The 17,898-nt window shown below is 67.8% G+C and carries 13 protein-coding genes and 1 pseudogene; 7 read left to right on the forward strand and 7 right to left on the reverse strand.

Translation table 11 applies throughout. The features are described from left to right. Entirely contained in the window at positions 1 to 708 is a 708-nt protein-coding gene (pcaH, locus tag DIE16_RS00280; RefSeq protein WP_124484995.1) for a protocatechuate 3,4-dioxygenase subunit beta, read from the reverse strand. A 276-nt stretch (positions 709 to 984) separates the two neighbouring features. Between pcaH and pcaQ the strand changes: the two genes are divergently transcribed. The 3 genes and pseudogenes from pcaQ to DIE16_RS00300 all read left to right on the forward strand — a co-directional run bounded on the left by pcaQ (position 985) and on the right by DIE16_RS00300 (position 2,830). Next, positions 985 to 1,998: a pca operon transcription factor PcaQ gene (pcaQ, locus tag DIE16_RS00290; protein WP_124519651.1), complete on the forward strand. Its 1,014-nt coding sequence runs from the start codon at positions 985 to 987 to the stop codon at positions 1,996 to 1,998. Between the two features lie 107 nt (positions 1,999 to 2,105). Beyond that, positions 2,106 to 2,463, forward strand: a pseudogene (locus tag DIE16_RS00295) (type II toxin-antitoxin system RelE/ParE family toxin). 70 nt (positions 2,464 to 2,533) lie between these two features. Continuing rightward, complete coding sequence (locus DIE16_RS00300) at positions 2,534 to 2,830, forward strand: XRE family transcriptional regulator (RefSeq protein ID WP_044842919.1); 297 nt, start codon at positions 2,534 to 2,536, stop codon at positions 2,828 to 2,830. A gap of 96 nt (positions 2,831 to 2,926) precedes the next feature. On the opposite strand, the gene DIE16_RS00305 is transcribed toward DIE16_RS00300, so the two are convergent. The 3 genes from DIE16_RS00305 to DIE16_RS00320 all read right to left on the reverse strand — a co-directional run bounded on the left by DIE16_RS00305 (position 2,927) and on the right by DIE16_RS00320 (position 9,661). Next, positions 2,927 to 4,201 carry an APC family permease gene (locus DIE16_RS00305; RefSeq protein WP_124891579.1) on the reverse strand — a complete coding sequence of 425 codons (1,275 nt, stop codon included), beginning with the start codon at positions 4,199 to 4,201 and terminating at the stop codon, positions 2,927 to 2,929. 138 nt (positions 4,202 to 4,339) lie between these two features. Further along, entirely contained in the window at positions 4,340 to 8,845 is a 4,506-nt protein-coding gene (locus tag DIE16_RS00310) for a DEAD/DEAH box helicase (protein WP_124891580.1), read from the reverse strand. A gap of 291 nt (positions 8,846 to 9,136) precedes the next feature. Next, complete coding sequence (locus DIE16_RS00320) at positions 9,137 to 9,661, reverse strand: metal-dependent hydrolase (RefSeq protein WP_044842922.1); 525 nt, start codon at positions 9,659 to 9,661, stop codon at positions 9,137 to 9,139. A 401-nt stretch (positions 9,662 to 10,062) separates the two neighbouring features. Here DIE16_RS00320 and ggt point away from each other — a divergent pair, with 401 nt between their 5' ends. After that, positions 10,063 to 11,784, forward strand: coding sequence for a gamma-glutamyltransferase (gene ggt, locus DIE16_RS00325; RefSeq protein WP_124891581.1), 1,722 nt, complete (start codon positions 10,063 to 10,065; stop codon positions 11,782 to 11,784). A 124-nt stretch (positions 11,785 to 11,908) separates the two neighbouring features. Here the strand turns inward: ggt and DIE16_RS00330 are convergent, their stop codons facing one another. Then, positions 11,909 to 12,832 carry an alpha/beta fold hydrolase gene (locus DIE16_RS00330; protein WP_124891582.1) on the reverse strand — a complete coding sequence of 308 codons (924 nt, stop codon included), beginning with the start codon at positions 12,830 to 12,832 and terminating at the stop codon, positions 11,909 to 11,911. A gap of 335 nt (positions 12,833 to 13,167) precedes the next feature. Here DIE16_RS00330 and DIE16_RS00335 point away from each other — a divergent pair, with 335 nt between their 5' ends. After that, positions 13,168 to 13,617 carry a helix-turn-helix domain-containing protein gene (locus tag DIE16_RS00335; RefSeq protein ID WP_124519704.1) on the forward strand — a complete coding sequence of 150 codons (450 nt, stop codon included), beginning with the start codon at positions 13,168 to 13,170 and terminating at the stop codon, positions 13,615 to 13,617. A 216-nt stretch (positions 13,618 to 13,833) separates the two neighbouring features. Continuing rightward, on the forward strand, positions 13,834 to 14,784 hold the full coding sequence (ppk2, locus tag DIE16_RS00340) for a polyphosphate kinase 2 (RefSeq protein WP_124484988.1): 951 nt from the start codon (positions 13,834 to 13,836) through the stop codon (positions 14,782 to 14,784). A gap of 55 nt (positions 14,785 to 14,839) precedes the next feature. On the opposite strand, the gene DIE16_RS00345 is transcribed toward ppk2, so the two are convergent. Then, positions 14,840 to 15,127 (reverse strand): H-NS family nucleoid-associated regulatory protein, encoded by a 288-nt coding sequence (locus DIE16_RS00345; protein WP_124891639.1) that lies wholly within the window; start codon positions 15,125 to 15,127, stop codon positions 14,840 to 14,842. A 221-nt stretch (positions 15,128 to 15,348) separates the two neighbouring features. Further along, the gene (locus DIE16_RS00350) at positions 15,349 to 15,936 is read right to left on the reverse strand and encodes a YigZ family protein (RefSeq protein WP_124484987.1); all 588 of its coding nucleotides are present in this window, start codon (positions 15,934 to 15,936) and stop codon (positions 15,349 to 15,351) included. Between the two features lie 783 nt (positions 15,937 to 16,719). Between DIE16_RS00350 and DIE16_RS00355 the strand changes: the two genes are divergently transcribed. After that, positions 16,720 to 17,781: a porin gene (locus tag DIE16_RS00355; RefSeq protein ID WP_409364446.1), complete on the forward strand. Its 1,062-nt coding sequence runs from the start codon at positions 16,720 to 16,722 to the stop codon at positions 17,779 to 17,781. The last annotated feature ends 117 nt before the right edge of the window (positions 17,782 to 17,898 follow it).

Here is a 17,898-nt window from a genome sequence, read left to right on the forward strand (position 1 = left end):
TCAGCGCTCCATCGGGGTGGCGTCGCGGCCGCGCAGCACGATGTCGAATTCGTAGCCGAGCGCATAGCCTTCTTCGGTGATGTCCATCGAGAAGCGCGAGATCAGGCGGTCACGCGCCGCTTCCGGCGTGCCCTGGAAGATCGGGTCGTACGCGAGCAGCGGATCGCCGGGGAAGTACATCTGCGTGACGAGGCGCGAGCCGAAGTAGTCGCCGAACAGCGAGAAGTGGATGTGATTCGGGCGCCATGCGTTCGGATGGTTGCCCCACGGATACGCGCCGGGCTTGATCGTCAGGAAGCGGTAGCGGCCTTCGGCGTCGGTCATGCAGCGGCCTGCGCCGAGGAAGTTCGGGTCGAGCGGCGCGTCGTGCTGGTCGACCTTGTGCACGTAGCGGCCGGCCGCATTCGCCTGCCATACCTCGACGAGCGTGTTGCGCACGGGCTTGCCGCCTTCGTCGAGCACGCGGCCGGTGACGACGATGCGCTCGCCGAGCGGTTCGCCGTTCTTCACGGCGTTCTTCGTCAGGTCGTGGTCGAGTGCGCCGAGATCGTCGGTGCCGTAGACGGGCACGTACTGGTCGCGCAGCTTTTCCTTCAACGGGATCAGCGGGCGGGTCGGGCCGCGCTTGACCGACGAACGGTACTCGGGGTGGATATACGCGGGATGCGACGGCCAGTCGCGCGGCGTGAGGATCGTGGGGGAATCCATCGGGCGTCTCCTGTCAGGTATTTCGCGAAGTGGATGGCAAGACTTTAGCCAATCCGGAAAGTTATGCAAAATGACCTTTTTTCGCGAATCGCATAACCGTTCGTTATGTTCGGCGGCGCCCATGGAAATCCGCCGGACAGGCGGCGTGATCGCGTTGCTGCCGGCGACCGGATTCCATGCGCGGCGGCGTCATGCGTGACGCCGCGCCGAATGCTTGGGTGTTTCCGGAAAGTTATGCAAAATGGCGTGATATCACCATTCGCATAACCGCCCGTTATGAATAACCGTATCGCCGACGGCCGCGTCAAATTCCGGCACCTGCAGTGTTTTCTCGCGGTCGCGCAGTTGGGCGGCGTGCAGAAGGCGGCCGAAAGCCTGTCGATCACGCAGCCGGCCGTGTCGAAGACGATCGCCGAACTGGAGTCGATCCTCGGCGTGAAGTTGTTCGAACGCGGGCGGCACGGCGCGCAGCCGACCCGCGAAGCCCAACTGTTCATCCCGCACGCGAACGCGTGCGTGCTGGCGCTGCGGCAGGGTGTCGGGCTGCTCGCGCGCGAAGGCGGCGCGGCCGCGGCGACGCTCGAAATCGGCATGCTGCCGACGGTCGCGGCATCGCTCGCGCCCGCGCTGATGAAGGCGCTGACCGCACGCTGGCCGCGCATCGTGGTGCGGATCGCGACGGCTGCCAATACCGAGCTGCTGGAGCGTCTGAAGGCAGGGGCGATCGAATGCGCGATCGGGCGCCTGTCGGAGCCGGAGCGGATGATCGGGCTCGCGTTCGAGCAGCTGTACAACGAACCGCTCGTCGCGGTCGTGCGCGCCGGCCATCCGCTGCTGGCGAGTGCCGCGCCGGCCGCCGAGCTCGCGCGCTATCCGGTCGTGCTGCCGCCGTTCGGCACGCTGATCCGCCAGTCGGCCGAGCAACTGCTCGGCGCGTGCGGCGCGCCGCCGCTTGATTCGTTCATCGAGGTGCTGTCGGTGTCGGTCGCGCGTGCGCTCACGCTCGAGAACGACGCAGTCTGGTTCGTGCCGCTCTATGCGGCCGAATACGACTTGTCGGCCGGCGCGCTCGCGCGGCTGCCGCTGCCTTCCGCGGGCACCGACGAGCCGGTCGGGCTCGTGCTGCGCACCGATGCGCAACCGTCTCCCGTCGCCCGGACGCTGATCGACGCCGTGCGCGACATCGCGCAGGCGCGGTTCGCCGATGCGCACACCCATCGCGCCCCCCGTAGCGCGCGCAAGCCGGCTCGCCGCCAGCGTCGAGACGCCGGGCAGGGCGTGGATGGATGACGTCCGGCTGCCGCTCACTCACCGTCATTCGTTAGCCATCCGGTCAGTAGCGGGTGTCGTCGTGCTTGGCGTATCGTACCGTTTTTGATGCACTCGATGACACGACGATGGCGAGACAGCAGATTCAGATCACGCTCGACGTGCGGTTCTCCCGCACCGCGCGTGGCAACGAGCCGGTGCGCGAATGGCTCACGGCGCTCGGGCAGGTCGAGCGCAGGGTGATCGGCGAAGAGATCAAGACCGTTCAACTCGGTTGGCCGCTCGGCATGCCGCTGGTCCGGAAGATGTCGCAGGATCTGTGGGAAATCCGCGTGATGTTGCCGCAGCGAAGCGCGCGCGCTGTTCACGGTCGTCGGCGACACGATGGTGCTGCTGCACGCGTTCTTCAAGCAGTCACAGGCCACGCCGTCCGACGATCTCGACGTGACCGTCGCGCGGCTGAAAGCGCTGACGCGCGCCATCTGAATTCCTCCGGCTGCGCCGGCACATGCGATCGGCGATGTGCCGGCCGGCCACGCCATGCACTGGAGTACCCATGACGACCACGAACAACCCGCATATCGGCAGCGATTTCGACAGCTTCCTCGAGGACGAAGGCCATCTCGAAGCGGCCACCGCCACCGCGATCAAGCGCGTGATCGCGTGGCAGATCGGCCAGGAAATGAAGGCGCAGCACATCACGAAGACCGCGATGGCCGCGCGGATGAAGACCAGCCGCGCCGCGCTCAACCGGCTGCTCGACGAAACCGACACGAGCCTCACGCTCGCGACGCTCGCGAGCGCGGCCACCGCACTCGGCAAGCGGCTCAGCTTCGAACTGGTGCCGGCCTGACGCCCGCGGCGCAGCGGTGCGCGGCCGGTTCGCGGTGTGCCGGCGCAGCGCGGCGAGCGCCCGTTTGCTCGTCCGCACACGGGCGCCGGCACGCGATCACGTGCGTCGCCCGGCCATCCGCAGATAAAGCAGCGCACCGCCCGCAAGCAGCAGCGGGCACAAGATGAACCACCCCGTCGTCAGGAACAGCCCGGCGACGGCGACCAGCGAAATCCACGCGCAGCGATATGCGATGCCGCCGCGCGGCAGCAGTTTCAGCGCGGCCGCCGCGCCGAGCCCGTACACCATCACGAAGCATCCGGACGTGACGAGCACGAGCGGCTTCGGCCCGACGTCCGAGAGCGTCGTCGCGGCCAGCGCGACGACGGCCAGCACCGCGATCACGCCAAGACTTCGGCGCGGCACGCCGCCGATCTGGCTGCCTTGTGCGAGCCACGCAGGCAGTGCGCCGTCGCGCCCGAGCGCTGCGCCGAGCTTCGCCGCGCCCGCGAAATACGCATTCATCGTGCCGAGCGTGAGCAGCAGCGCGGCCGCTGCCGCCAGCACCTGCGCGTGACCGCCGATGCCGCCCGCGATCAGTTCCGCGAGCGGCGCACCCGACGCGCCGGCCGACGGCCCGAGCACCGTGACGCTCGCGGCCGCGACCGACAGATACAGAAAGCCGACGACCACGACCGCGATACCGGCCGAGCGCGGCATGTCGTGCGCGGGCCGTCGGAACTCTGCCGCGAGGTGCGTGATCGCTTCCCAGCCCGCGAAGCTCCACACGAGCAGTGCGGCAGCCTGGCCGACCGCGAGCCAGCCATGCGGCGCGAACGGATGCAGGTTCACCGTGCTTGCATGCGGCGCGGACGCGAGCACGGCGGCCAGCAGCAGCGTGACGAGCAGCGCCGACAGCACGAGCTGCATGCGGCCCGACACCGTGACGCCGAACGCATTCGCGGCCGACACCGTGGCGATCAGCGCGGCAGCCGTGACGATCACCGTGACGTGTCCGCCGCCCGTGACGGCGGCGACGTACGCGCCGCCGAACATCGCGGCGGCCGGCGCGCCGGCCGGCACCGCGAAATAGAAACACCAGCCGACGATTGCCGCGGCCTTCGGCCCGAATGCGCGTCGCGCGTAGGTCGATACGCCGCCCGCGTCCGGATAGCGCGCGCCGAGCGCGGCGAAGGTGGCGGCAAGCGGCCCCGACAGCACGACGAGCGCGGCCCACGCCAGCAGCGACGCAGGGCCTGCAACCTCGGCCGCGAGCGCGGGCAACGCAATGACGCCGGTGCCGAGCACCGCGCCGATATACAGCGCGGCGCCCTGGAAAATCGTCAGCGAGCCCGCGTGATGAACGGCGGGCGAATCGGCATGCGAGGGCATGAAAGGCAGTCTCCTGAAGGCTCGTCATGGGCACGCTCGGGCGCGCAGTGAATCGTTCGATGCTACCCGAACGTACGCGGTGCCGCCGCGCGGCGTTTAGTAGTCCGCGATGTGCCGTGTGTCAGCCGATGTCAGGAGTCAGTGGCGGCGTGCGAGCCGCAGGCGCGCGTCCTCGCGCGCGGCGGGCGGCAGCTCGGGCGCGTAATGGAACGTGCCCGCCACGAGCGACGCGACCGGCACGCCGTCGCGGAACAGCACGCGATTGCCGGCCAGCGCGGGCACCTTGTCGCCGGGCAACAGCGTGCCGGCAAGGTTCAGCGGATCGGCGCCCGTCACGCACACGTACTGGCCGTCGCCCGGTTGGCGACGCAGCTCGCGCAGGACCGGGATCGCTTCCGGCAGCGCGAACTGCTCGCCCGCGAGCCCCGCGACGAAGCGGCCGCCGCGAATCTCGCCGCGCGCTTCGAGACGTTGCAGCACGCGCACGAGCTCGCGCCAGCTCGGCAGCCAGTCGGCTTCGCGTTCGAGCAGCCGCCAGAACACCACGCCATAGCGGCGCAGCAGCGTCCACGCGATGTGTTCGAGCGCATCGGGATCGGTCGCGGGCGCACCGCGCTTCGGTGCCGGGGTTGGCGCATCGTCCGGCGCCGACATGCGTTGCACGAGCGCCCAGCGGCCGGCGTCGTCCATCCCGCCGATCAGCGCGCCACCGCGCCGCGTGCGCGGCGCATAGGTCGCGCTGCGCTTGACCGCGGGCTTCAACAGCGCGCGCAACCCGGCGAAGCTGTCTGCATTCACGAGGCCGGCCGACACGAGTTCGCCGAGCGCCTGCTCGAGTTCGACCGGCAGCATGTGCAGTTCGTCTAGCAGCGCGTCGAAGAACATCGCGCCGTGTGCGGCAAGTGCATCGCGCACCTGCGTCGCACGCGCCGACAGCGCCGGCTGCGCGTCCGGGTCGCGCAGCGCCTGCCATGCGCCGAGGTGGCGGCGCGGCAGCAGCACGACCGGCGTCGTTTTCACGGGCGTGCCGGCCGCGCGCGCCGGCGCGCCGATGCGGGTCCACACGAGTTTGCCCGAGCGGCACAGCTCGTCGAGGCCGCCGGCCGTGTAGTCGGTCAGGCGCGCGGGCAGCAGCGCGTCTTCCCATGCGCTCGCCGCGGCTTCGTAGCCTTCGAGCTGCTCGACGACGGCCGCGAGCGCGTCGCGGCCCGTGCCGCGCGTGTCGGGCGTCAGGTGCTGCCAGTGGAACAGGAAGCGCATGAAATCGGCGCGCTCGACCGGCTCGATCTCGCGGCGCAGCCGCTTGACCGTGTAGCGATGAATGCGCGCGAGCAGGTGGCGTTCGCACCATTCGTCGGTCGTGGCGCCCGGCGTGAAGCGGCCATGCATCACGTAGCCTTCGCGCTCCAGTGCGGCGAGCGCGGTCGCGATCGCCGCGGACGGCAGGCCGAGCGGCTGCGCGATGGCGTCGAGCGTCGATGGCCCGAAGCCGGTGAGCCGCGCGCGGATCACGTCGACGAGCGCGGCATCGGCTTCCCAGGGTTGCGCGCAGGCGGCCGGCACCTTCAGCGCGGGCACAATGCGTGCATTGGGATGCAGCGCGCGCATGCAGACCAGCCGTTCGACCGGCACCCACAGCACGGCGGCGTCCGGCGTGACGAGTTGCGTCGCACGACGGCGCTCGGCCAGTTCCGCGAGCCGTTCGGGCCAGCCTTCGTGCGCGTGCGCTTCGCCGTCGGCGACGCACGCGAGCGTGAGCAGGGCGTCGTGCATTTCGTCGGCATCGCGTACGAGCGGCCACGCTTCGTCGCGCACCGCATCGATGGCATCGGCGTCGAGCGCGCCGAGATCGTCGGCCGATTCGGGATCGCTCCAGCGGCGCGACTGCACGGCCTGCGTGCGGCGCTCCTCGAGCGGCGCGTCGTCGAGGAACGCATAGGGCTTCGCGTTCAGGATCTCGGCCGCGAGCGGCGACGGCGCGGGCAGGTCGCGCGCGATCAGTTCGATCGCGCCGCTTTCGATCCGGCGCAGCAGCGCGAGCCAGCCGTCGGTATCCATCGCGTCGTGCAGGCAATCGTCGAGCGTCTGGTCGACGAGCGGATGGTGCGGGATCTCGCGTTCGCCGACGACGTTCTCCACGCACGCGACCTGGTCGGGGAACACGGTCGCGAGCAGGTCGTCGCTCTTCATCCGCTGCAGTTGCGGCGCGGTGCGCCGGCCGCCGGTGAAGCGCGGCAGCGCGAGCGAGGTCGTCGCGTTCCAGCGCCAGCGCACGCCGAACATCGGTGCGTCGAGCAGCGCCTGCACCAGCACGTGCTCGGCGCTCGCCGAGCGCAGGTAGCGCCACACTTCGTCGAGCGCGAAGCTGTGCGCGAGCGACAGCGAAAGAATGATCGCGTCGTCGGTCGCGGCGGCCTGCAGCTCGAAATTGAACGTGCGGCAGAAGCGCTTGCGCAGCGCGAGCCCCCACGCGCGGTTGATACGGCTGCCGAACGGCGAATGGATCACCAGCTGCGTGCCGCCCGATTCGTCGAAGAAGCGCTCCATCACGAGCGTGTCCTGCGTCGGCAGGGCGCCGAGCGCCGCGCGCGTGCGCGCGAGGTAGTCGGCGATCTGGCGGGCCGCGTCGGGCGACAGGCGGAGATCGTCGACGAGCCAGCGCAGCGCCGGCGCGAGGCGGCTTGCGGGCGGGGCGATCGCGGTGCCGCCGTTATCGCTGCGCGAGTCGGCCAACGCGTCGGCTTCGGCGGCCGCCTTGCCGGTTTTGCCGCGCGTGCCCGTCTTGCCCGCTGCGTCGTCGCTCGCGCGTTTGCGTGCTCCGGCCTCGGAGTGCCGATCGCCTTCGGCGAACAGCCCGTCGAGCCGCGCCCGCAGCCGGCCGACCGCCGCCGACAGCTCGTCGCTGCGCCCGAGCCCCTCGCCGAGCCAGAACGGAATGCCCGGCGCTTGACCTTGCGCGTCCTCGACGCGCACACGGCCGGTTTCCACGCGAATGATCCGGTAAGACTGGTTGCCGAGCTGGAACACGTCGCCCGCGAGGCTCTCGACCGCGAAATCCTCGTTGACGGTGCCGACCTGGATACCCTGCGGTTCGAGCAGCACCGCGTAGTCGGCCATGTCGGGAATCGTGCCGCCCGACGTCGTCGCGGTCATCATCGCGTTGCGGCGCCCGCGCACCGTGCCGCCGACCACGTCGCGATGCAGGTATGCACCGCGCACGCCGCGCCGGCTCGTGAAGCCTTCGGCGAGCATCTTCATCACGTCGTCGAAGCGTTCGCGCGACAGGCGTGCGTAGGGCGCCGCGCGCGTGAAGCTCGCGTACAGCGCGTCCTCCTGCCATTCCGCGCAGGCGACTTCGGCGACGATCTGCTGCGCGAGCACGTCGAGCGGTGCCTCGGGAATCCGCAACGCGTCGAGCTCGCCGCGTTGCACGCAATCGAGCAGCGCCGCGCATTCGACCAGCTCGTCGCGCGACAGCGGGAACAGGCGGCCCTTCGGCACGCCGCCGACATGGTGCCCCGAGCGTCCGACACGCTGCAGGAACGGTGCGATCCCGCGCGGCGAACCGACCTGGCACACGAGATCGACGTCGCCGATGTCGATGCCGAGTTCGAGCGACGCGGTCGCGACGAGCAGCTTCAGCTCGCCGCGCTTGAGCCGCTGTTCGGCGTCGAAGCGATGCTCCTTCGCGAGACTGCCGTGGTGGGCGGCGATCGCGTCCTTGCCGAGACGGTCGGCGAGATGGCGCGCCATGCGTTCCGCGGTGCGCCGCGTGTTCACGAACACGAGCGTCGTGCGATGCGCGGCGGCAAGCGCGGCGATCCGGTCGTACACCTGTTCCCACACGTCGGTCGCCATCACCGGCTCGAGCGGCACGTTCGGCAGTTCGAGCGCGAGGTCGCGTTCGCGCGTGTGACCGGTGTCGACGATCGTGCAGTCGCGCGGCGCATCGGCCGGGCCGCCGACCAGGAAGCGCGCGACCGCGTCGATCGGTTTCTGCGTGGCCGACAACCCGATGCGCGGCAACGCGCGGCCCGTCAACGCGTCGAGGCGTTCGAGCGACAACGCGAGGTGGCTGCCGCGCTTGGACGACGCAAGCGCGTGGATCTCGTCGACGATCACCGAACGCACGTTCGACAGCATTTGCCGCCCCGACGTGGACGACAGCAGCACGTACAGGGATTCGGGCGTCGTCACGAGGATGTGCGGCGCGCGCTTGCGCAGCGCCGCGCGTTCGGCCTGCGTGGTGTCGCCGGTGCGCACGGCGGTGCGGATCGCCGGCACCGGCAGGCCGAGCTGCGCGAGCGAGTCGGCGATGCCGGCGAGCGGCGCGTCGAGGTTCACGTGGATGTCGTTCGACAGCGCCTTCAGCGGCGACACATAGACGACGAGCGTCGCGTCGGGCAGCGCGCCGTCGTGCGCGAGCGCATCGCGCACGAGGTCGTCGAGTGCGCACAGGAACGCGGTGAGCGTCTTGCCGGAGCCGGTCGGCGCGGCGACGAGCGTCGACCGGCCGGCCTTGATGTGCGGCCATGCGAGTGCCTGCGCGCCGGTCGGCGCGGCAAACGTGCGGCGGAACCACGCGGCGACGGCCGGGTGGAACACGTCGAGCGCGTGGGCGGGGCGGGTGGCGGTGACGTCCATCGGAGCGTTGAAATGGGGTGCGAGCGCGCGGGCGGCCGCGTGCGAATCGTCAGTGTGCCAGACGTCGCGTGCGCGTGCCGGGCACCGCGCGCGGCGGGAATGCGCGCGCCGGAGATTCAGATGAGGCGCGGCGCCGGCATTTCAACGGGCGTGCGTGCGTAACGGCACCCGCTCGTTCGCGGATGCCGGATCGAGGAGAGAAGGAAGTCGGGTTCGACGCGCGCCGGGCGGGTGCGGAGCACGAGGCGTGACGACATGTATCGGCGCGCGACTATGCGCTACGACGTGTCACTACACGCGATGCAGCCAGCCGAGCCAGTGTTCGAGGAACGGCGCGCGCGTCCACAGCGATTGCGCGAGCCACAGCGTGCCGCCCCAGGCGGCGGCCACGACGATCAGGTCGCAATGTCCGCTGTTCCACAGGTTCAGCGAATGGCGCCGCCAGATCCACGGCACGCCGAGCGGATTCGGCCAGTCGGCGAGCAGGTGCATCACGCCGCCGCACGCGAAGCCGAACAGCGGCGCCGCCCACAGCGGATGCGGATGATGCGTGAGCCCGTGCCAGCCGAGCGCGAGCAACGCGATCCAGCCGATGCCCCAGTGCGTGATGGTGCGGTGCGTGATCCACAAGCGGCGCTTGCGGGTCCACCACGCGACTTCGAGCCAGTCGGGCGCGGTGCCGCCCGCGACGCCGGCCGCGAACGCGGCGAGCAGGCCCGCGTGCCAGGGGCCGGTCGCGCCGGTTTGCGCGACGAGGACGGCGGCGGCGACGCCGGCCGCGAAGCCGGACGCGTGATGCGCATTGTGTGATGCCATAGGAAACGAGACGAAGAAGCGTGAAGCGGCTGCGGACGAGCGCGAACGATCGGGCGCGAAAGCGGGGCGCTATCTTCTCAGATCGGCCTGCTCAGCGGGCGGTTCGATCGCATTTTTTTACATGTGCCGGAGCCGCGCATGCGGCGCGTGCCGTGATTTCCGATCGCGCGGGTGCGCTGCGAATCCGCCGCATGCCATTTCGACTGATCCACCGGCTCATTTTTTGCTCCGCCGTGTGACCGACCGTACACGATCCACGGCAATTCGTAGTGTGCCGCGAGTTTTCCGGCCGCATTCCCCGATTCACTACGAAACCGGCATAGGGCTGACCGTGCGCCAGCGGCTATAAGCGGATCAGGGGCTATTTCCAGCCCGCCGGAGACCTACATGGGGGACATGCAATGTCTATGCTGAATCGCTTCAAATCATCCGCCGTCGTGCTCGCGACGATGGCCGGCATCGGCTTCCTGCCGAACACGCCGGCCTACGCGAAAGGGCCGCAGCCGGCGGTCCTGACGAGCTCGGCGGTCGCGGTGGCCGACAAGTACAGCGCGGACGCCGCGGAGCGGATCTTCAAGGAAGGCGGCAACGCGATCGACGCGGCCGTCGCGATCGCGTTCACGCTCGCCGTCACGTACCCGGAAGCCGGCAACATCGGCGGCGGCGGTTTCATGACGATCTACAAGGACGGCAAGCCGTATTTCATCGACTATCGCGAGCGCGCGCCGCTCGCCGCGACGAAGGACATGTATCTCGACAAGGACGGCAACGTCGTCAAGGGCATGAGCCTGTACGGCCCGCGCGCGGCCGGCGTGCCGGGTACGGTCGCCGGCATGTGGGAAGCGCAGAAGCGTTTCGGCAAGCTGAAGTGGAAGCAGGTGCTCGCGCCGGCGATCCACTATGCGCGCGACGGCTTCGTCGTCGACGAGCAGCTGGCGCAGCGCGGCGTCGACGCGTCGAAGGAATTCGGCGGCAAGACCAACTTCGACAAGTACTTCGCGTCGATGAAGGCCGGCACGAACTTCAAGCAGCCCGATCTCGCGGCGGTGCTCACGCGCATTGCGGATGGCGGCGCGGAAGGATTCTACAAGGGCAAGACGGCCGAGTTGATCGCCGCGTCGATGAAGACCGGCGACGGCAACGGGCTGATCACCACCGAGGATCTCGCGCAATACCGCGCGGTGTGGCGCCAGCCGGTGCAGGCGAAGTGGAACGGCTATGACGTGATCACCGCGCCGCCGCCGAGCTCGGGCGGCATCGGCCTCGTGCAGCTGCTGAAGATGAAGGCCGATCTCAAGCAGGACTTCGAGGGCGTGAAGCTCAACTCGCCGCAATACATCCACCTCGTCGCCGAAATCGAGAAGCGCGTGTTCGCGGATCGCGCGCAGTATCTCGGCGACCCCGACTTCTACAAGGTACCGGTCGCGCAGCTGACCGATGACGCGTACATCGCGAGGCGCGCAGCCGAAGTGAGCCCGACGCAGATCGCCGACACCAAGAGCGTGCAGCCGGGCCTCGGCACGTCGATGCCGGAGAAGGCGGAGACGACGCACTTCTCGGTCGTCGACAAGTGGGGCAACGCGGTGTCGAACACGTACACGATCAACGGCTATTTCGGTTCGGGGGTGGTCGCCGACGGCACCGGGATCGTGCTGAACGACGAGATGGACGACTTCTCCGCGAAGCCGGGTGTCGCGAACATGTTCGGCGTCGTCGGCAGCGACGCGAACGCGATCGAGCCGAAGAAGCGTCCGCTGTCGTCGATGTCGCCGACGATCATGACGAAGGACGGCAAGGTGTCGCTCGTGATCGGCACGCCGGGCGGCTCGCGGATCTTCACGTCGATCTTCCAGGTGATCAACAACATCTACGACTTCGGGATGCCGTTGAAGGAGGCGGTCGGCGCGATGCGTTTCCACCATCAGCTGCTGCCGCCGAACACGATCTTCTGGGAGCCGTACCACCCGATCGAAGGCGAACTCGCGAAACAGATCGAGGCCCGCGGCTACACGCTGACGGGGCAGGACTTCAGCGGCGACATCCAGGTGATCAAGATCGACGGCAGGACGCCGGAGGCGATGGCCGATCCGCGTGGGCGCGGGGTCACGCGGATCATTCGGTGACGTCGAGTAGCGGGTGAGTGACGCGTGCGCGAAAGCGGTCGCGCACGCGGTTCCGCGGCCGGCATGCAGTCCGGTGCCGGGCGGGCAGCCGCGTCGGATGGCTCGGACGCGCGGTGCAACGCGCTCAGGCGGTGGCGCGGATGAATCCGGCGATCCGGTCGGTCACCGCGTCGGGCGCATCCTCGAAGCAATAGTGCCCGACGCCGGCCAGCCGCTCGACGGGCGCCGACGGAAACAGCGCAGTGAACAGCGGCAGGAAGTGCTCGGCGCCGAGGGTGCGATCGGCGTCTCCCCAGATCGCGAGCGCGGGCTTGTCGCGTATCGCGCGTACCGCTGCAGCATCGGGCTCCTCGAACCGGTGCGTGCCGTCGGCAAATCCGCGCGCCCATCCGATCGCGCCGATACAGTCGGCCGGTTGCGCGAACGGCGCACCGTATGCGGCGATCCAGGTATCGTCGATGACGGCATGATTCTCGAAACCGTTGAGCTTCAGCGTACTCAGGATGTTGAAGCCTAGCTGCCCGAGCACCGTTTCGAGTGTGTCGTCTGCCGCCGCGCGCACGATCCACTGGAACCACGGTGCGTCGCGACCGTTCGCGGTCACGCGCTCGACCAGATCGGGCTGGCCGAACGGCGTCGGCCCGTTCGCCGACACGATGCGCCGGATCCGGTCCGGATGTCGGGCCGCGAGCCCCATGCCGACCGGGCCGCCGAAGTCGTGCATCACGAGCGTCAAGCGGTCGAGGCCGAGCGCGAGAACGAAGCGCTCCAGGTTGTCGATATGGTCCTGCAACCCGTAGTTGCGATCCTGCGGCGTCGCGCTTTTGCCGAATCCCATGTGGTCGGGCACGACGATGCGGTGTGTCGGGCTCAGTGCCGCGATCAGGTGGCGGAACAAGTAACCCCACGTGGGTTCGCCATGCAGGCACAGAACCGTTTCGCCGTCGCGCGGGCCTTCATCCACGTAGTGCATCTGGAAACCGGGCGCGTCGCTGAAGTGCGGAGCGAACGGAAAGGTGCCGTCGAACGTGGCATCGGATGAAATCATCGAGCGCTCCTTCGTATGGTCGTGGATAGTGGTTTCATGTTGAAACCATTTGGAGCGTAGGACATGAGGTTTCAAGTTGCAACTGAATGAACGATCAGGACACGGTCGAACGCCTCGACGACGGGATGACTTCAGGTAAGAAAAATCGAAAATTCGGCAATTTTTGGCATCGAAATGCATGACCAGACTAACCCCGACTAACCAATTCCGATGAGGAACCCCGTTTCGTTCGTGCTCCTCGAACAATGGACGCACGGCGATTGATTTTCAGTATTGTTGGTTTTATATTGAAACCTTCATTGCCCATGGCACCATCCGCCGTTCGACTTCCATCGATGACCAGACGAACCACCCACGAAGATTCCCCTTGCGGCGTTGCCCGCCCGCTGGATGCGATTGGCGACTGGTGGTCGCTGCTGATCGTCCGCGATGCATTCGACGGGCTGCGCCGTTTCGGCGAATTCCAGAAAAATCTCGGCCTGGCGAAGAACATCCTCGCCGCGCGTTTGCGCAACCTCGTCGCGCACGGAATCATGGACATGGTGCCGGCCGCGGACGGCGGCGCACATCACGAATACGTACTGACCGAAAAGGGGCGAGGCCTGTTTCCGCTGCTCGTCGCGCTGCGGCAGTGGGGCGAGGATTTCTTCTTCGAACCGGACGAGGCGCACGTGCTTCTCGTCGACCGCAAGACCGGCTTGCCCGTCAGGAAACTGGAGCTTCGCTCGCAGGACGGCCGCGTGCTCGGGCCCGAGGACACGGTCGTGCTGCCGCCGCCCGGTTGACGCATCGCCAGAGCGGGCGGGCGTCACCGCGCCAGCGGCGCATGTGCGTGCCCGATCCGCTCGGGAGCGGTTCGATCGCGTTCGAGTACGCTCTCGGCGAGCGCGCGGCCCGGATTCCGCTTCTGAGGGGCGGATCGACCCCTTTTTCATCAATTTGACGCGAGACGCTGGGATAATGGTGGTGTTTGGCTGCGTCAATTGAAGGAAGGAGGCCCCATGGGCGATAACGATACCCGCACCGAGTCCGACGACTTCACCGATACGGCATCGCTCGAATCGCGCCAGCGCCGTTTTGAGGAAGACCTCGTCGACGCGTACGACGAAGAACTCGAAATGGAGCTCGACGACCGCCGCTTCGACAACGACGAGGATCTGCTGTTCTCGCCGGAGCGCCGCGAAGCGCGCAAGCAGTATTTCCGCGAGCTGTTCCGGCTGCAGGGCGAACTCGTGAAGCTGCAGGACTGGGTCGTGAGCACGGGGCACCGGCTCGTCGTGATTTTCGAGGGGCGCGACGCGGCAGGCAAGGGCGGTGCGATCAAGCGCATCACGCAGCGCCTGAACCCGCGCGTGTGCCGCGTGGCGGCGCTGCCGGCTCCGAACAATCGCGAACGCACGCAATGGTATTTCCAGCGCTATGTCGCGCATCTGCCGGCCGGCGGCGAGATCGTGCTGTTCGATCGCAGCTGGTACAACCGCGCAGGCGTCGAGCGCGTGATGAATTTCTGCACCGACGACGAATACGAGGAGTTTTTCCGCTCGGTGCCCGAGTTCGAGAAAATGCTCGTGCGCAGCGGGATCCAGATCGTCAAGTACTGGTTCTCGATCACCGACCATGAGCAGGAGCTGCGCTTCCAGAGCCGGATCGAGGATCCGTTGAAGCAGTGGAAGCTGAGCCCGATGGATCTCGAGAGCCGCCGCCGCTGGGAAGCGTATACGGCCGCGAAGGAGGAGATGATGCTGCGCACGCACATCCCCGAGGCGCCGTGGTGGGTCGTGCAGGCGGTCGACAAGAAGCGCGCGCGCCTGAACTGCATCCATCACCTGCTGACCCAGGTGCCGTATCACGAGGTGCCGCGGCCGACGATCGATCTGCCTCAGCGCGAGCATCACGAGGACTACATTCGCCGTCCGACGCCGGACAGCATGATCGTCCCGGACGTTTATTGAGCGGTTCGGGTCGACTGCGTCGACCACGGAGGCGCGCCGTGCAACGCGGCGCGCGTTAATCCCGGATCAGGAACGCGGCGCGGTCGCGCCCGGCGATCCAGGCAGGCGCACGACCGCGGCCGCTCCAGGTCGCGCCCGTCGTCGGATCGCGATATTTCGTGCCCATCGTGAACAGCTTTACGCGATCGCTGTAACCCTGCCCGAAGATTTCCCGCGCGGTCAGCGCATGGTCCGTCACGAGCTGGCGTACCTGCACCAGTGCCGCTTGGCGTTCGCGGCGGCGCGCCACCCGGATGCGTCGATCGAGTTCCGCGAGCTGGGCTTGCAGTTTTTGCAGTTGCATGCGTCCGATATCCCCGTAGCTGAATTCTGATTGTTGGCGATCGTTGGCGACGCGCGGTGTGCCGCATGTCTGCACGCCCGGCCAGGCGTTTGCAGGACGCGTCGCGAGGAACACGGGGGAGATTAAGCTTCGGCGCGCGGGTTTTCTATCGGACGCATCTGAATTTTCACGGGAATCTGTGTGAAACCCGTGGCGGCGAGGCCGGGCGGGTTGCCCGATCCTCACAGGTCGGGGAAGCCCGAGCGCCCCTGCGTCAGGTCGAACAGTTCGGTCTTCGCTGCTGCCTCGGCCGTTTCCGGCAGCTTGATCACGAGCTTCACCGTCATCCCGTACGCGCTGTCCACCAGCGCGTAACCCGCCTGCTCGATCCAGCGGCGCACCCGCGCTTCGTCCGGGTAGCCGATTTCGATCGCGATCCGCGTGTGGCGAATGCGTTCGACGCGCTCAGCGTCGAGCAGCGCCGACGCGATCGCATCGGTATAGGCGCGCACCAGGCCGCCCGCGCCGAGCTTCACGCCGCCGTAGTAGCGGACTACCGCGCCGAGCACGCCGTCGAGATCGTGATGACGCAGCACTTCGAGGATCGGTCGGCCGGCAGTGCCCGACGGTTCGCCGTCGTCGGACATGCCGGACTGGCCGCCGGCGAGCAGGGCCCAGCACACGTGGGTGGCCGCCGGGTGTTCGTCGCGCAGGCGCTGCAGCGCCTGCATCGCGGCATCGCGGTCCTCGACGGGGATCGCGAACGCGATGAAGCGGCTCTTGCGGATCTCGAGTTCCCGGGTGTAGAGGGTGGCAAGCGAGTAAGTCATGTTCCGGGAAACGGTGAATGTATAGGAATCAAGGAGATAGGGGCTCCTGTGCGGCGCGCTTCCAATGGCAGGCGATGCATGCCGCAGCAGGCCCGGCAGGGCGCCTGAACGGGATGAGCAACGGGTCACGACGGAATTTTACCGTGGCGCGCGTCGAGAGATTCGGCGCGGTTGCCGCGCCGGCCGCTCCGGAGCGTGAAAACGCGTGCGACGAACGCGACCGCCGGGTGACGATCGCTTAATGGAGCGCTTCGCCCGGGTTCAAACATCGGACGTGAAGCGCGGTCTGGACTTTCCGGAGGACGAAAGCCGGAGGAAGGAGTTCCGGGCCTGGCAAGTGGGGACCTGGCGTGCGCCGGTCGGCTCGACCTGAGCGCGAAGCATCGGGCGCGGCGGAGGGTGTCGCGATCGCATGCGCAATCGATTCTCGTCGGCGACGGATGGCGGCTCGGATCGTGGCTCGAATCGCGGCTCGGATGGCGGCTCGAATCGCGGCGCATCTGCCGATGCACCGAACGAGTGTAGGCGAACCGCGATGCATTGCGTAGCCGGGAGATGCAGAACATTGTGTTCTCGCGGGCCGAACGTCGAAGCGTCATTCCGTGCGCTAGACTCGTGCCGTCGATGCGTGCCGCCTGTCGCGCGATCGGGCATGACGGCGGTGCATGTGCGTACCTGCATTGCGCGGGATGATTGAAAGGTCCGGTCGTTGTGATTCGGATTGCGAAGCAATGAAGAAGGCGGTTCATGTTCGGAAAGCGTCTCTATGCCCCGGCCCTGTTGATGATTGCGCATGTGCCGATCGCGTGCGCGCAGAGCAGTGTCACGTTGTTCGGCGCGCTCGACGTGGGACTGAGTTACGTCAGTAACGAAGGTGGCCACGGCAATGCGAAATTCGACGACGGGATTTTTACGCCGAGCCTGCTCGGCTTGCGCGGAAGCGAAGATGTCGGTGGCGGCTCAAAGGTCATTTTCCAGCTGGTCAGCCAGATTTCACCGGGTACCGGCGCGCTGATCGGCAATGGCCTGTTCGCGCGTACCGCGTACGTCGGTGTGCAGAACGACCGGCTGGGCACGCTGACGTTCGGCAACCAGTATGAATTCATGGCCGATACGCTGTTCTTCAGCGGCACTGACGCGGCGGCCGATGTCGCCGGACTGTACAACCTGCGCAACGGACCCTTTCGCAAGCTCGCGCTGCCCGGCAACCCGACCGGCGCGTTCGACTGGGACCGGATGGCGGGCAGTCAGCGTGTAGCGAACGCCGTCAAGTTCGTGAGCCCGGTCATCCATGGGCTGAAGGCGGGCGCGCTTTATGCGTTCGGCGGCGTGCCGGGCTCGATCGGCGCGGGCAATACGGTGAGCGCCAGTCTCGACTACGAGGCCGGACCGTTCGGCGCCGCCGCCGCGTACACCAACGAGAAATATGGCGCACAGCCGGGCTCCGTCGCGACGAGTGTGCGTAACTGGGGCGCAGGGGCGCACTACCGGATCGGACGGGCGAACCTGAGCGCGCTGGTGACGACCGTTCATAACGCTGCGTCCGGTGGCTCGGTGTGGATGGCCGAGTCGGGCGGTACCTGGCAACTCTCCGGTCCGGTCAGGATCGGCGCGGATTACATATACATGAAGGGCAATGCGGCGCTCGACAACGACCACGCTCACCAGGTCACGGCGACGGTGCAGTACACGCTGTCGAAGCGAACGATGGTGTACGCGACCGGTGTGTGGCAGCGGGCAAGCAGCGGTGCCCGAGCGCAAATCAACGGTGTGATGGATCCGGATGGCGCGTCGTCCGGCGCGAACCAGGCCATTGCCCGCATCGGCCTTCATACGCTTTTCTAGCGGTGTGCACATCGCGCAGCCGGTATCGGCGGCGGTGCTCATGCAGCGCGAACGCTGCAGGGCGCGGCACCGGTATCGGCAGGAACCGGCCGGATCGGCCAACCGGAGGCTTGCTGT

It is taken from the genome of Burkholderia sp. Bp9090, assembly GCF_003857985.1.
Lineage (GTDB): Bacteria > Pseudomonadota > Gammaproteobacteria > Burkholderiales > Burkholderiaceae > Burkholderia.

Bases quoted from the DNA above. Each gene is read 5' to 3' on its own strand.
- DIE16_RS00300 (WP_044842919.1), top strand. From the start codon at position 2,534: ATGACGACCACGAACAACCCGCATATCGGCAGCGATTTCGACAGCTTC.
- ppk2 (WP_124484988.1), top strand. From the start codon at position 13,834: ATGGGCGATAACGATACCCGCACCGAGTCCGACGACTTCACCGATACG.
- DIE16_RS00320 (WP_044842922.1), bottom strand. From the start codon at position 9,661: ATGGCATCACACAATGCGCATCACGCGTCCGGCTTCGCGGCCGGCGTC.
- ggt (WP_124891581.1), top strand. From the start codon at position 10,063: ATGTCTATGCTGAATCGCTTCAAATCATCCGCCGTCGTGCTCGCGACG.
- DIE16_RS00335 (WP_124519704.1), top strand. From the start codon at position 13,168: ATGACCAGACGAACCACCCACGAAGATTCCCCTTGCGGCGTTGCCCGC.
- pcaQ (WP_124519651.1), top strand. From the start codon at position 985: ATGAATAACCGTATCGCCGACGGCCGCGTCAAATTCCGGCACCTGCAG.
- DIE16_RS00350 (WP_124484987.1), bottom strand. From the start codon at position 15,936: ATGACTTACTCGCTTGCCACCCTCTACACCCGGGAACTCGAGATCCGC.
- DIE16_RS00305 (WP_124891579.1), bottom strand. From the start codon at position 4,201: ATGCCCTCGCATGCCGATTCGCCCGCCGTTCATCACGCGGGCTCGCTG.
- pcaH (WP_124484995.1), bottom strand. From the start codon at position 708: ATGGATTCCCCCACGATCCTCACGCCGCGCGACTGGCCGTCGCATCCC.
- DIE16_RS00355 (WP_409364446.1), top strand. From the start codon at position 16,720: ATGATTGCGCATGTGCCGATCGCGTGCGCGCAGAGCAGTGTCACGTTG.
- DIE16_RS00345 (WP_124891639.1), bottom strand. From the start codon at position 15,127: ATGCAACTGCAAAAACTGCAAGCCCAGCTCGCGGAACTCGATCGACGC.
- DIE16_RS00310 (WP_124891580.1), bottom strand. From the start codon at position 8,845: ATGGACGTCACCGCCACCCGCCCCGCCCACGCGCTCGACGTGTTCCAC.
- DIE16_RS00330 (WP_124891582.1), bottom strand. From the start codon at position 12,832: ATGATTTCATCCGATGCCACGTTCGACGGCACCTTTCCGTTCGCTCCG.